The sequence below is a fragment of the Paenibacillus cremeus genome (genome assembly GCF_007786445.1).
Taxonomy (GTDB): domain Bacteria; phylum Bacillota; class Bacilli; order Paenibacillales; family NBRC-103111; genus Paenibacillus_G; species Paenibacillus_G cremeus.
The window spans coordinates 38,946-52,623 of the sequence record NZ_VNJI01000004.1 but is presented as its reverse complement, the minus strand read 5'-3'; the positions used below and the strand labels follow the sequence as shown (position 1 = coordinate 52,623).

The 13,678-nt window shown below is 53.8% G+C and carries 9 protein-coding genes; all 9 read left to right on the top strand.

Features of this window, described 5'->3' with window-relative positions:
• Positions 1-3: 3 nt before the first annotated feature.
• The 9 genes from FPZ49_RS04435 (at position 4) to FPZ49_RS04395 (ending at position 13,669) form a co-directional block, all read left to right on the top strand.
• Positions 4-1,797 (top strand): glycoside hydrolase family 2 protein, encoded by a 1,794-nt coding sequence (locus tag FPZ49_RS04435; RefSeq protein ID WP_144843779.1) that lies wholly within the window; start codon positions 4-6, stop codon positions 1,795-1,797.
• A 229-nt stretch (positions 1,798-2,026) separates the two neighbouring features.
• Positions 2,027-2,929 carry an ABC transporter permease gene (locus FPZ49_RS04430; RefSeq protein ID WP_144844127.1) on the top strand — a complete coding sequence of 301 codons (903 nt, stop codon included), beginning with the start codon at positions 2,027-2,029 and terminating at the stop codon, positions 2,927-2,929.
• A 12-nt stretch (positions 2,930-2,941) separates the two neighbouring features.
• Positions 2,942-3,832, top strand: coding sequence for a carbohydrate ABC transporter permease (locus FPZ49_RS04425; RefSeq protein ID WP_144843776.1), 891 nt, complete (start codon positions 2,942-2,944; stop codon positions 3,830-3,832).
• A gap of 49 nt (positions 3,833-3,881) precedes the next feature.
• Positions 3,882-5,495 (top strand): extracellular solute-binding protein, encoded by a 1,614-nt coding sequence (locus FPZ49_RS04420; protein ID WP_186445610.1) that lies wholly within the window; start codon positions 3,882-3,884, stop codon positions 5,493-5,495.
• 76 nt (positions 5,496-5,571) lie between these two features.
• A complete protein-coding gene (locus FPZ49_RS04415; RefSeq protein WP_144843772.1) occupies positions 5,572-7,155 on the top strand; it encodes an arylsulfatase in 1,584 nt (527 codons plus the stop codon).
• 25 nt (positions 7,156-7,180) lie between these two features.
• Positions 7,181-8,671: a sulfatase-like hydrolase/transferase gene (locus FPZ49_RS04410; RefSeq protein ID WP_144843770.1), complete on the top strand. Its 1,491-nt coding sequence runs from the start codon at positions 7,181-7,183 to the stop codon at positions 8,669-8,671.
• Between the two features lie 44 nt (positions 8,672-8,715).
• The gene (locus FPZ49_RS04405) at positions 8,716-10,221 is read left to right on the top strand and encodes a sulfatase family protein (RefSeq protein WP_144843768.1); all 1,506 of its coding nucleotides are present in this window, start codon (positions 8,716-8,718) and stop codon (positions 10,219-10,221) included.
• Complete coding sequence (locus FPZ49_RS04400) at positions 10,218-12,224, top strand: glutaminase family protein (RefSeq protein ID WP_144843766.1); 2,007 nt, start codon at positions 10,218-10,220, stop codon at positions 12,222-12,224. Before FPZ49_RS04405 ends, FPZ49_RS04400 begins: the two co-directional genes overlap by 4 nt.
• The gene (locus FPZ49_RS04395) at positions 12,221-13,669 is read left to right on the top strand and encodes a sulfatase family protein (RefSeq protein ID WP_144843764.1); all 1,449 of its coding nucleotides are present in this window, start codon (positions 12,221-12,223) and stop codon (positions 13,667-13,669) included. Before FPZ49_RS04400 ends, FPZ49_RS04395 begins: the two co-directional genes overlap by 4 nt.
• Positions 13,670-13,678: the final 9 nt, after the last annotated feature.

Sequence of the window (13,678 nt, the reverse complement as noted above, 5' to 3'; positions counted from 1 at the left end):
CTCATGACGAACTTAAACTCGAACTCCAACGTGCCAAGAAACGATTATCCAAGACCGCAATATGTAAGGGACAGCTGGATCAGCCTGAACGGGGAGTGGGAATTCACCTTTGACGACAACCGTATCGGCCGGAAGGAAAAATGGCACCGTGGCGGCACCGCCTTATCGAACCGCATTCAAGTGCCTTTCACATTCGAGAGCAAGCTGAGCGGCATCGGCGAGCCGGGCTTCCACGATACCGTGTGGTACCGCAGATCGTTCAGCGTTCCAGCGGAGTGGAATGACAAGCGTGTGCAGCTTCATTTTGGCGCCGTCGATTATTTGGCCAGTGTATGGGTGAACGGCGAGCTGGTAGCGACGCATGAGGGAGGGCATACGCCCTTCTCGGCTGATATTACGGATGCGCTCCAGTCGGGTGACAACGTGCTGGTCGTGAAGGCGGAGGATTTCAGCTTGAACCTGTCTCTGCCGAGAGGCAAGCAGTATTGGCAGCCGAAATCCAAAGGCATCTTCTATACCCGAACAACGGGCATTTGGCAGTCTGTCTGGATGGAGGCCGTCGACGAAACGCACCTGGCCAAGGTGAGAATGACCCCGGATATCGACAAAGGCGAGCTGGAGCTTCGCGCTTATGTGAATGGATTCAGTAAAGACGACAGCCTCGCGCTCAAGGTGGAGGTATCCTTCAAAGGAACTCCGGTAACCCAGGATGTATATGGGCTTACAGAACAAGAAGAAGTTCGCACCGTCGTGCTGCAGCATTATAACGGCTTTCGCCGATGCCATCTGTGGTCGCCGGAAAATCCCGAGCTGTACGACATCAAGTTCACCCTGCTGAAGAACGAACAGCCGGTCGATGAAGTGACGAGCTATTTCGGCATGCGGAAAATTTCCATCGAAAACGGCCGACTCATGCTGAACAACCGGTTTTATTATATGCGGCTGGTGCTGGATCAAGGGTATTTCCCGGATGGGAACCTCACGCCTCCATCGGATGAAGCGATCAAGAAGGACGTCGAGCTGATGAAGGAGATGGGCTTCAACGGAGCCCGCAAGCATCAGAAGCTGGAGGATCCGCGCTACCATTACTGGTGCGACCAGCTGGGCCTCTTGGTATGGAGTGAAGCGGCTAACGCTTATCAATATTCGTTCGAGTATGTTCGCCGCTTCACAAAGGAATGGCAGGAATCGATCGACCGCGACTACAACCATCCGTCGATAGTCGCTTGGGTTCCGTTGAACGAGAGCTGGGGCGTCTGGGATATTAAAACGAACGAGTATCAGCAGCAGCATGCCCTCACCATGTACCATCTGACCCGCTCGCTCGATAAGTCCCGACTCGTCGTCTCCAATGACGGCTGGGAGCATATGCGCACCGATCTGCTGACGATTCATGATTATGAGCCGTCGCAGGGAGTGCTGGAGGAGCGGTACCATTCGGCTGAGAGCTCGATCGAGTCGATTAGGTCGCACAGCAAGCGCTGCTTTGCAGGCGACACGCAATACGAAGGCCAGCCGATCCTGGTCAGCGAATTCGGCGGCATTTCGTTCAAGAAGAGCGAATGGGAAGGCTGGGGATATTCCGGTGCGGAAAACGATGAGGATTTCCTGGCTAAGCTGAAGGCCGTGGTCGATCCGATGCTAACGTCGCCGGTCGTTCAAGGCTTCTGCTATACCCAGCTGACCGACGTGGAGCAGGAGATCAACGGACTGGTTACCTACGACCGGACGCCGAAGGTGCCGCTGGAGCAAATCCGCAAGATCATCGATGGCAAAATCGGTCCCAAGACGGTTTAGCACATTGAAGCAAGTTTAGCAGCCCTATCAGTACAATCCCCGCACACACAGGATGTGCGGGGATCGATGACAGCACGAATGTAAGCGTTTTCTATGCGAGCAAAAATAGCCAATTGAAGCACAATCGTCTCCCGGCATACAATCATGGTGATCCACCGACTAAACAATGGAAGGGGAATATAACGTGGAAGTAGCTGCCGAAGCCCGGAAGGTGCACAGCCAGACGTTCATGAGCCGGTTTCGCCGAGATTTAATCATGAACAAGTACGTGTATATTATGGCTTGTCCGATCATCGTGTTCTATCTCCTGTTTCACTATGTACCAATGGCAGGACTTGTAATCGCTTTCCAGGATTTCAATGCGTTTAAAGGAATCATGGGGAGCAACTGGGTCGGACTCAAGCATATCAACGATTTTATTACGAGTCCCTACGCCTTTCGTGTCATTAAGAACACCTTCCTGATCAATGTCTACCAAATCGTATTCGGTTTTCCAGCCCCCATCTTGCTCGCCTTACTCCTCAACGAGATCCGCAGCCACGTATTCAAGCGTACCATTCAAACGATCAGCTATATGCCGCATTTTATTTCCCTGGTGGTTATCTGCGGGATGCTGGTTGATTTTACCGCCAGCAGCGGCGTCATTAACGATCTTGTCCATGCCCTTGGAGGCGAACGGACCAATCTGCTCATGCAGAAGGAATGGTTCCGGACGATTTTCGTCTCCAGCGGCATTTGGCAGGAGGTCGGCTGGGGCAGCATCATTTATTTGGCGACGTTATCATCCGTGGACCCGAGTCTATATGAGGCTGCGGAGATGGATGGAGCAGGCCGGCTGCGCAAGGTCATGCATATCACGCTCCCGGCTCTCGTGCCGACGATCACGATCCTGCTCATTATGCGGCTAGGCCATATTATGAGCGAGGGCTTCGAGAAAATCATTTTGCTGTACAATCCACTCACCTACGATACCGCCGACGTCATCTCATCTTATGTGTACCGACGAGGGCTGCAGGAGGCGAATTACAGCTTTGGCGCAGCCGTTGGGTTGTTTAATTCCTGCATCAACTTCGTCATTCTGCTGATCGCAAACTATACGAGCCGCAAGGTTGTCAAAGAGAGCTTATGGTAGGGGGTGAACGCTTTGCTCGCAAAAAAGTCATTTGGAGAAATCATCTTCGATTCGCTTAATTCGATCATTCTTATTGTCTTTGGCTTGGTGTGCTTGTACCCGCTGCTGTACGTCTTGTTTGCTTCCTTCAGCGATCCGGCGCAGATTGCCAAGCATACCGGCGTCTTGTTCAAGCCCCTGGGCTTCTCGTTTGTCGGTTATGAAATCGTATTCAATAATCCGAATATCGCGATTGGGTATATGAACACGATTATCTACGTGGTCGTAGGGACGACCTTGAACGTCCTGCTGACTGCCGTCGGGGCTTACGTGCTCTCTCGAAAAACCTTACTGCTGAAAAAGCCCATGATGATCATGATCGTGTTCACGATGTATTTCGGCGGCGGGCTTATTCCCAACTTCCTGCTAGTCAAAAATCTGGGGATGTACGACACCCGGCTTGCCCTGATTATTCCCGGTATTATCGCCACCTGGAACTTAATCGTCATGAAAACCGCCTTCAGCGCCGTCCCCGACAGCTTGGAGGAATCGGCCCGGATCGACGGAGCCAATGATTTCACCATTTTATTCCGGATCATTCTTCCGGTCACGAAGGCCACGATTGCGGTCATGGTGCTGTTCTATGCCGTGGGCCACTGGAACGCTTGGTTTGGCGCGATGGTCTACTTGCGCGACCGTCACTTATTCCCGCTGCAGCTGCTGCTGAGGGAAATTTTGATCGCCAACTCCGCAGGGGGGAACTTGCTCGAGAGCGCCACGGTGTCCGAGGACGATAAAGCGCTGGTATACCTGGTCATCAAGTACTGTACCATTATCGTGGCCACGGTACCGATCCTCACGATCTATCCGTTCTGCCAAAAGTATTTCATGAAGGGGGTCATGCTTGGCTCGATCAAAGGGTAATCGTCAACGTGGTTTGGATTGTACAAATACGAATAAGCGGGGGATGACAATGGGAAATTCGTTTTATCGTAAATCATTTGCATGGGGAGCGACAGCGCTTCTGCTTGCATCGACGGCATTAGCCGGGTGCAGCCAGGACCAATCATCCGGAAGCAGCAAGGATAAGCCAACGCCTTCCGCACCGGCTAACATGAATGAGAGCAGTCTGCCGATTGTGAAGTCGCCGATCACGTTAAAGGTATGGGCACCGATGAATCCGAATGCCTCCCAATTCATTACGGATTACGGCCAGAACGAAGTGTATCAGGAATTAGAAAAGCGTACAGGCATTCATATCCAGTTCATTCATCCGGCTCAAGGCCAAGAGAAGGAAGCGTTCAACCTGATGATCGCCTCGGGCGAATTGCCTGACATCATCACTGGAGCTAGCCGATATATCGGCGGCGAAGAGAAGGGTGTCCGCGACGGTGTGTTCGAGGACTTGACTCCTTACTTGCAGAAGTATGCACCGGATTACTATTCGATTGTCACCTCCGATGCGGAGACGAAACGCGAAGTCACGACCGATGACGGCAAATTCCCTGCCTTCTATATGATTAAGCAATCGCAGGACGCTCCGTCTCGAAGAATTATGTTCGCCGAAGACATGCTGAAATCGCTCAACCTGCAGATCCCTAAAACGATTGACGATTACGATAAGACGTTTAAAGCGATCAAGGACAGCAAGGGCTTGGCGCCGTATATTCTGCTTCCGACGGGACTTGAGGAGCAATTCATGGGTCCTTACGGCATTATTCCGGGCTTCTACCTGAAGGATGCGAAGACGGTCTCCTTCGGGCAAACCCAGCCTCAGTTCAAGGATTACTTGACCTTGATGAACAAATGGTACAAGGAAGGCTACATTAACAAGGATTTTGCAGGGCTGAAGCCGGCGCAGCAGCAGGCCCTGCTGGACAGCGGAAAAGCCGCCATGCTCGTAGAGGCGGTCGTCGCGAGCTACAATCGGGGGCAGCAGATTAAGTCACCGCACGTATCGGCTCCTTATCCGCGGCTCAAGGCGGACGACAAGATTCATTACCAGCCGGCGGATTGGCCTCAGGCGGGCCAAGGGCAGGAGACGGTAATCACGAGCTCCTCCAAATATAAGGTCGAAGCCGTGCGCTGGTTGAATTACGCTTATACCAAGGAAGGCTCCATGCTGTACAACTATGGTATTGAAGGAAAAACTTACAACATGGTCGACGGGAAGCCGAAGTTTACGGACTATATCTTGAACCATCCTAAGTATGGAACCGAAAACACCAACTACATTTTGCGGGTACATTTTGCTCCGAAGCTGCAGTGTAAAGACATCGCGTGCAATCCGAACCTGGCGAAGAGCCCGGAATCAGCGGCCATTCGTCAAAAGTATGCTGACGATCCGAATGTAGACAGCGCGTTGGTGCTGCCTCCGATCCGCATGACCCCGGAAGAGAACGATAAGCGCTCCAAAATTATGACGGAGGTCAACACGTACAGCGATGAGATGGTGCTGAAGTTTATTCTGGGCTCGGAGCCGCTCAGCAATTTTGACCAATATGTCAGCCAATTGAAAAAGCTGGGCATTGATGAGGCGGTTAAAATCACACAAACCGCTTATGAGCGGTATTTGAGCAAGAAATAAATCGTTGTTTCAGGAGGGGGGCTCTCATGTCCCCCAATCCCATGCTATCCAATCCATCAGACTAAAGGTGATCAGAATGGCAAAGCAGCCCAATATCATATTAATTATGGTGGATGATATGGGATTCTCCGATCTCGGATGCTACGGCTCGGAGATTCATACGCCGAATTTAGACCGCTTGGCCAAGGAAGGCGTGCGGTTTTCCCAATTTTATAATACCCCAAGGTGCTGTCCGACGCGGGCTTCGATCATGACCGGGCTGTATCCTCATCAGGCGGGCTTAGGGTTCATGGAAGAGGACATCGGACATCCGGCTTACTCGGGTACGATTCATAAGCAGTGCGTAACGATCGCCGAAGCGCTCGGCGACGAGTATAACTCGCTCATGGTAGGCAAGTGGCATCTCGGCAAAAAAGAGCACCAAAGGCCGTATAACCGGGGCTTTGACAGCTATACGGGACTGCTCGACGGGGCCAGCAACTATTTCAAGCCGGAGCCTGAGAAGGTATTAATCAAGCGTAATGAGCTGTTTCAGCCGCCGGATGACGACTTTTATACGACGGATTGGTTCAGTGAGAGCGCAGCTGAATATGTGGAGGAATACGGGAAGCAGGAGAAGCCTTTCTTCCTCTATTTGGCGTATACGGCGCCGCATTGGCCGCTGCAAGCTCCGCAGGCGGACATTGACCGCTACGTAGGGACGTATATGAAGGGCTGGGATGAGCTCCGGAAGGAGAGATATCAGCGCTTGCTGGCCGAGGGCATTCTTGATGAGAAGAGCAGTCCGTTAACGGAACGCGACAGCGGGGCTCCTGCTTGGGACACAGTGGAAGACCAAGAGGCATGGGATCTGAAAATGGCAGTCTACGCGGCCATGGTCGATCGAATGGATCAAGGGGTCGGCAAGGTGCTGGATAAGCTGAAGGAGCTGCAGATTGAGGATAACACGCTCGTGATGTTCTTATCCGATAATGGCGCCTGCGCGGAAGGCATCGGTCTTCGCAGCGACAAAGCTCCTGGTACGGCCGATTCGTTCATCGCTTATCATCTCCCTTGGGCCAATGTCAGCACGACTCCGTTCCGCATGTATAAGCATTTTGTGAACGAGGGCGGCATTTCGACTCCTTTTATCGCCAGATGGCCTGAGACCATCAAGCAGCAGGGGACCGTCACACACCAATTCGGACATTTGATGGATATTATGGCGACGTGTCTGGATGTGGCAGGCATTGCCTATCCCGAAACCTATGACGGCAATGCCATTACTCCGATGGAAGGAAAAAGCTTGCTGCCGATCCTCGAAGGAAATGAACGCGAAGGACACGACTATATTTTCTGGGAGCATGAAGGCAACCGGGCTGTACGGCAAGGCCCATGGAAGCTGATTTCGCGCTGCCGAATGGATTGGCAGTTTACGGAGGCTTGGGGCTTCCGGGGCGATCGAACACCGCACGAAGAAAAGTGGGAGCTGTACAATATCGAGGAAGACCGAGTCGAGCTGCATGATCTCGCCGAGCAGTACCCTGAGAGGGTGCAGGAGATGGCGAAGCAGCACGACCAGTGGGTCAAACACGTAGGAGCTATTCCTTGGATGGATTATATGAAAGTGACCAAGACGGCGTACTTATTAAGAACACAAGAGCTTACTTACGACTTGTAAGTGCTGCTAGGAGGGTAATGCATCCGTGTCAACCAAACCGAATATCGTATGGCTGGTCCAAGATCATGTAACCTGGAAGCATTATAGGGATACGGCCGGGCCGAAGCCGACATTGAACACCTACAACCGGATCGCGTCCGGGGGAATCGCCTTCAACCGCGCTTACACGGTAACCCCATTGTGCTCCCCGGCCCGTGCCAGTATGGCGACCGGCGTTTATGCACATAAGCACGGAATTACGAGAAATGATGATAAAAGCTTAAGCAAGCAATTTTTACCGGGAATTCCCTCGTTTAACCAATACGTACAGCAAGAGGGCTATCGGACCGGTTACTTCGGAAAATGGCACGCCGGTGCGCAGAGCATTCATGAGCTGGGGTTCGAAGGCTTTTCTTTGCCTGGCTACGGCAATCCTTACGGGTCGGCGCGGTTTGCCGAGTACTTGGAGCGGTTCGAGCTGCCGCATCCCGTCATTGACGTGGAATGGGCCTTAGGGGATAAGCTCCAAAACTTCGATTTAACGAAGATCACCCGCTTTGCCGGAGGGGATCCCAGCGGCTTCAAAGGAACATCCACGGCTGTGGTGAAAACACCGGTGGAAACGACAGAGGCCTACTTTATCGCTCAGCTGGCCTGTGATTGGGTCGAGGAACGAGCGCTGGACGGGGAGCCCTTCGTGATGCGGGTGGATGTATGGGGTCCCCATCAGCCGTATCTTGTGGCCGAGCCGTTCAAGGATACGATCGATCCGAAGCAAATTCCGGAGTATCCGAATTTCCGTAATTCGTTCGAGGACCGGCCGAATTACCACAAGAAGGATCGAGATAGCTGGAGACAGCGGACAGGGTATACGACCTGGGAGGAATGGCAGCCGATTATGGCGCGGGCGTACGAGAATTTCTCCCAAACGGATGCGGCGTTGGGCAAGGTGCTGGATACGCTGGAGCGGACCGGCTTATTGGATAACACCATCGTGATTTACACCGCGGACCACGGCGATATCCTCGGCTCGAATGGAGGGCTATTCGACAAGGATTCCATGCTGACGGAGGAAACGATGTCCATCCCGCTTGCGATCCGCTGGCCGGGAGCACCGAAGAACGGAGCCGCATTGGACGCCCTCGTGTCAAACATGGATATCGTTCCGACGGTGCTGGAGCTGGCGGGAGCGCAGGTGCCTTCCCATATGGACGGGAAAAGCATCGTCCCGCTGCTGAGCGATACCTCCTCCCCATGGAGGGAGGATTTGATGGCGATGCACTTTGGTCACATCAATCACGATGACATCCAACGGGTCCTCTATTATGGACCTTATAAATATACGGCCCATCTGGACGACAGCGATGAGCTCTACGATCTGAACGCAGATCCGTTTGAGCTCCACAATTTGATCGATGAGCCGGCGATGACCGACGTTCTGAAGGAGATGAAAGCCCGGCTGCATCGGAACATGGATCAAGCTGGCGATGTATCGGCGGATTCGTTGAGGCTCATTCAGCAGAAGAGCATGCCGTAGATCTCGGCGCTCAACTCAGCTCAAGGAGGCAGGAGGTAAATTCGATGGATCAACATCTTTTAATGGCGGCAAAGCCTAACATTATTCTAATAACGACGGATACCCAGCGCTGCGATACGCTCGGGTGTATGGGGAGCAGCTACGCAGTTTCCCCGCATCTAGACCAACTGGCGGCGGAGGGTGTGTTGTTCAAGGAAGCCTACACCGCGTCACCGGTATGCTCTCCTGCGCGCAGCAGCCTGATCACCGGTCTGCACACCCCCGTGCACGGCTGTATCGAGAATGGGATCCAGCGACGGGAAACGTTCCAGACGCTGCCGGATTTGCTGAAGCAAGAAGGCTATACGAACCTGATGATTGGAAAAACCCATTTTGGCAACATCCCTGCATCCTTTGATATTGTCCATGGGATTGATGGAGAGAAAAGCGCAAATTCCAGCTCGGACAGCTACGCTCAGTTTTTGAAGCCGCACGGCGTGCCGAGAAAAAGCGAAGGGCCGCAGTCGAGACCGGAGCATTTACATATGGAAGCGTTCCTCATTAATCAAACCATTGAAGAGCTGGAAGCCCTCAGGGAGAAAAACGAGGGGCCGTTCTTTGCCTTCTGCTCGCTATTAAGTCCTCATTCCCCGTTAGATCCTCCGGGGGATTGGGCCCATCTTTTCCGCGATAAGGAGCTGCCGCCCGTTGATTATCGTCCTGGCGATATTCAGGCCTTGCCCGTTCAGACGAAGCGTCTGCTAGGCTATCTGGATCGTGAGGCGGAGCATGAGGCTTGGCTTGAAACGCCGGAGGCTCAGCAGGAGATGGATGAAGAGCGGCGCTTGTACTACGGGCTGGCCGCCTATACGGATGCTCAGATCGGCAGGCTGCTCGCCTATCTCGATGCCAGCGGGCTGCGCGAATCCACGCTGGTCCTGTTCACCTCCGATCACGGGGAGCAGATGTACGATCACGGGTTCAGCGATAAGCATAACTATTATGACGCGACTTGGCGTGTGCCTTTCATCATGAGTATGCCGGGGACGCTGCCGATGGGAGAAACCCGGGATTTTGCCGTCTGGACGGATATTACAGCCACCATCCTGGGCGCAGCGGGCATTCACAGCCGGTATGTCCATGGCCACGATTTGTTCCATCCCGTGAAAGCCGGAGAGCCGTCGCCCCGCAGCTGCGCCGTCGGCACCTTGTATCGGTCTGCGGCCATCGCTACGAAACGGTGGAAGCTGGAATATTATTTTGAGGAGAGGGAGGGGCGTTTGTACGACCGCTTGAACGACCCCTCTGAGCGCGAGGATCTGTTCAGCATTCGTAGCCATGAAGTGATCAAGCATGAGCTGCTGGAAGCCTTGCTGTCCTGGCGCTCTAACCTGTCGGACCTCCAATATTTAACGGAATCGACGGGTGGCGGAGGTCCCGTAGCCCGGCGGATCGCTCCCCATACGCTGCTCCTCAGCGGGGAAGATAATGAGCGCCGTCTGAGCGAGAAAGCTAAGCAAATCGAGAGCATGGAAATGAACAATGAAACCCAAAGGAGAGGTATCCTATGACAACCCGATTACGCCCGCCTTCCGTACCACTAGTAACTGTAGATCCTTATTTCAATATTTGGTCCTCGGCTAACCAACTGCATGAGAACGAAACGAAGCACTGGACAGGAAAAAACCACAGCATGGTAGGTATGGCCCGAATCGACGGCCAGGTGTGGAGATTTATGGGCGGCCGTGACCACCGGAGCGATTTCATCACGCTGCCTGCTGAGGCGATGGAGCAAACGGATTTAATCGTCAAGCCCCTGACCACCGTGTATACCTTTGAAGCGGGGGGTGTTAAGTTAAAGGTGGAGTTTACGACTCCGCTGCTCTTGGACGATCTGGATGTGTTATCCAGACCCGCATCGTATGTGACGATCGGTGCCGTTTCATCAGACGGCAAGCCACATCAGGTGGAAATTTATTATGACCTATCGGCAGAGCTTTGCGTTGATGCTCCGATTCAAGAAGTCGTCTCCAAGCGGTTTGACTTGGAGGATGGGAGTCAGGGGCTGCAGCTGGGGACGGAGAAGCAGCAGGTGCTGTGGAGAAGCGGGGACGATCTGCGGATCGATTGGGGCTATGCTACCCTGCTGGTCCCATCGGCGGTTCCAGCCCGTACGGCGGTTGCCGGCGTGGACGCCCGTTCTCGCTTCGCATCGGAGGGTGCTTTCCCTGAACAAGACGATAACCGCTTTCCAAGGCCGGTTCACGATGACATGCCTGTTCTGGCCTGCGTCATTGATTACGGACAGGTAGGAAGCACGGAGGTAAGCCATTACTTGGTGCTGGCTTATGATGATGTCATGTCCGTCGAATATTTCCACCAGAAGCTGCCTGGCTACTGGAGCCGAAACGGCCGGACCTTCCCGCAAATGCTGGCGGCAGCTGTGCAGGATTACGCCGTGCTGATGGGCCGATGCGCTGCATTTGACGAGCGCTTGATTCAGGACGCGGCTCAGTCAGGTGGAACTCGCTACGCAGATATTCTTGCTTTATCCTACCGTCAAGCCATTGCCGCTCACAAGCTGGTGGCTGACGAGAACGGGGAAGCGCTCTTTTTCTCCAAGGAAAACTTCAGTAACGGCTGCATGGCGACGGTCGATGTCAGCTATCCGTCGATCCCTCTCTTCCTTCTCTACAACGTGGAGCTGGTCAAAGGCATGATGCGCCCCGTCTACCGCTACTCGGCGTCGGAGGCTTGGCCGTTCGACTTTGCGCCGCATGATGTGGGTCGGTATCCGCTGGCCAACGGACAGGCGTACGGGATGAAGATGGAGCGGCAAATGCCGATCGAAGAGTGCGGCAACATGTTGATTATGGCGGCTGCCGTCAGTCTGGCGGAGGGCCATGCGGATTTCGCTGCTGCGCACTGGGAGCTGCTTACCGGCTGGGTCCATTATTTGCTGGAGTATGGCATGGACCCGGGCAATCAGCTGTGTACCGATGATTTTGGCGGACATTTGGCTCATAACACGAACCTGTCCATCAAGGCGATCATGGGGATTGCTGGCTATGGTCTGATGTGCGGCATGCTCGGGAAAAACGAGGAGAAGGAGCAGCATCTTCAAAAGGCGCGCGAGATGGCTCAGCAATGGGAGCAGATGGCGGCGGAAGGAGATCATTATTTACTCGCATTCGATGCCCCCGGCACGTGGAGCATGAAATATAATCTCGTATGGGATACGCTGTTTGATCTGCACCTGTTCTCGCCGGACGTGCGGAAGAAAGAGGTCGCAACCTATTTACAGAAAATGAACCAGTATGGCACCCCGCTCGATAACCGAAAAACCTATACAAAAGCGGATTGGCTCTTATGGGTTGCCACACTAGCCGATCATCAAGCGGATTTCGAGGCGCTGGTCTCACCTTTGTGGGATTTCCTTAACGAATCGTCCAGTCGTGTACCGTTTACGGACTGGTACTATACCATCGATGGCCGCCTGACCGGTTTCATTAACCGTTCTGTGGTCGGTGGATTGTTTATTAAGCTGCTGAAGGATCAGGGGGTATCCAAATGAGCCAGCGGCCTCATATTTTATTCATTACGACCGACGAGCTGCGAAAGCAGACGCTATCTGGCTATGGCGGACAAACGATCCGAACTCCGAACATCGATGCGATCGGTGCTCAGGGCATCCAGTTCGACAACGCTTATACGGCGAGTCCCTGGTGCCTGCCCTCCCGCTGCGCTATGCTGACAGGGCAATTTCCGCATAATAGCGGGGCCTACAGCAATTTCCGCAAGTGCGAGCTGTCGGCGGACGTTCCCAATATGTTTCAGGCGTTCAACGGGCACGGATACCAGACTGCGCTGTTCGGCAAGTGCCATTTTACTCCTGTGCCATATAGTGAAACGAGAGCGGATGTTACGTTACCGTACGAGACGTTCCGGGACTATTATTTGTCGCTCGGCATGAAGCACTTGGATCTGCAGGATGACAAGCAGGTGTCGGTCTGGTTCTACGATGATTATGCGAAGGAGCTGGACGCCGCCGGCTATCTGGATCCTTACCGCAGGGATACCTGGGATGTCCAAGGGAAGCGCAAGGTGTTTGAGTTCCCGGGACCGGCGGAATGGCATCCGGACAGCTGGGTCGGGCGCAAGGCACTGAACTATATCGAAAATTATGATGCGGACGGGGAAGAGCCTCTTTTTGCGTGGGTGTCGTTCAGCGGGCCTCATTATCCATTCGATGCGCCCAAAGAATACTACGAGCGGGTGGATATGACGAAGGACGAACCGCGCCGTATACGAGACGATGAGTATGACGATCCGAAGCGTATCCATTACCGGAGCTTCCATGGGCCGGGCAACATTGATGGCGCAGGTCCCGCTCCCGGCAAGGCGTGCAAAAACTATACCGATGAGTACTGGCACGAGCTCAGGCGGAACTATTACGCCAACATGGCGCAAATCGACGATTATGTGGGCCTGATCGTAGAAGCAGCCGAGCGGAAGTTCGGGGACAATGTGATGATTATTTTTACTGCGGATCATGGCGAAATGCTCGGGAATCACAGTATCTGGGGCAAAAACGATTGCATGTACGAGGACGTATGGAATGTGCCGCTCCTGGTCCGTTATCCACGCAGCTCCACGGCTGGAGCGATGCAGGGCGTGGTGACGGAGGCCAAGGTCATGCTCACCGATATTATGGCGACATGTCTGGCTGCAGCCGGGCTGCCTGAGGTACCGACCGACGGCAGAGACTTCCTGCAGTCCATGCAGGACGGCGGGCATCCGTATGTTTTTGCCGAGGGGGAAGGCTTCATCGCCGTCAGCGACGGGACGCTCAAGTATGTGCAGACGCTGAAGGGCGGAGCGGAGTACGCGGAGATGTTCGACCTGGAGAAGGACCCTCACGAGTATGAGAACGTGATCGAGCGATCCGAGTATGCGCCGGACCTGGCGCGGCTGCGGAAAGCGATTATTAATCATTTTATGCCGAAGCTGTTGGCTTAACGAGAGAGG

Excerpts from the sequence above, each read along its gene's own strand:
- FPZ49_RS04405 (WP_144843768.1), top strand. The coding sequence starts at position 8,716 with ATGGATCAACATCTTTTAATGGCGGCAAAGCCTAACATTATTCTAATA.
- FPZ49_RS04400 (WP_144843766.1), top strand. The coding sequence starts at position 10,218 with ATGACAACCCGATTACGCCCGCCTTCCGTACCACTAGTAACTGTAGAT.
- FPZ49_RS04430 (WP_144844127.1), top strand. The coding sequence starts at position 2,027 with ATGAGCCGGTTTCGCCGAGATTTAATCATGAACAAGTACGTGTATATT.
- FPZ49_RS04435 (WP_144843779.1), top strand. The coding sequence starts at position 4 with ATGACGAACTTAAACTCGAACTCCAACGTGCCAAGAAACGATTATCCA.
- FPZ49_RS04415 (WP_144843772.1), top strand. The coding sequence starts at position 5,572 with ATGGCAAAGCAGCCCAATATCATATTAATTATGGTGGATGATATGGGA.
- FPZ49_RS04395 (WP_144843764.1), top strand. The coding sequence starts at position 12,221 with ATGAGCCAGCGGCCTCATATTTTATTCATTACGACCGACGAGCTGCGA.
- FPZ49_RS04420 (WP_186445610.1), top strand. The coding sequence starts at position 3,882 with ATGGGAAATTCGTTTTATCGTAAATCATTTGCATGGGGAGCGACAGCG.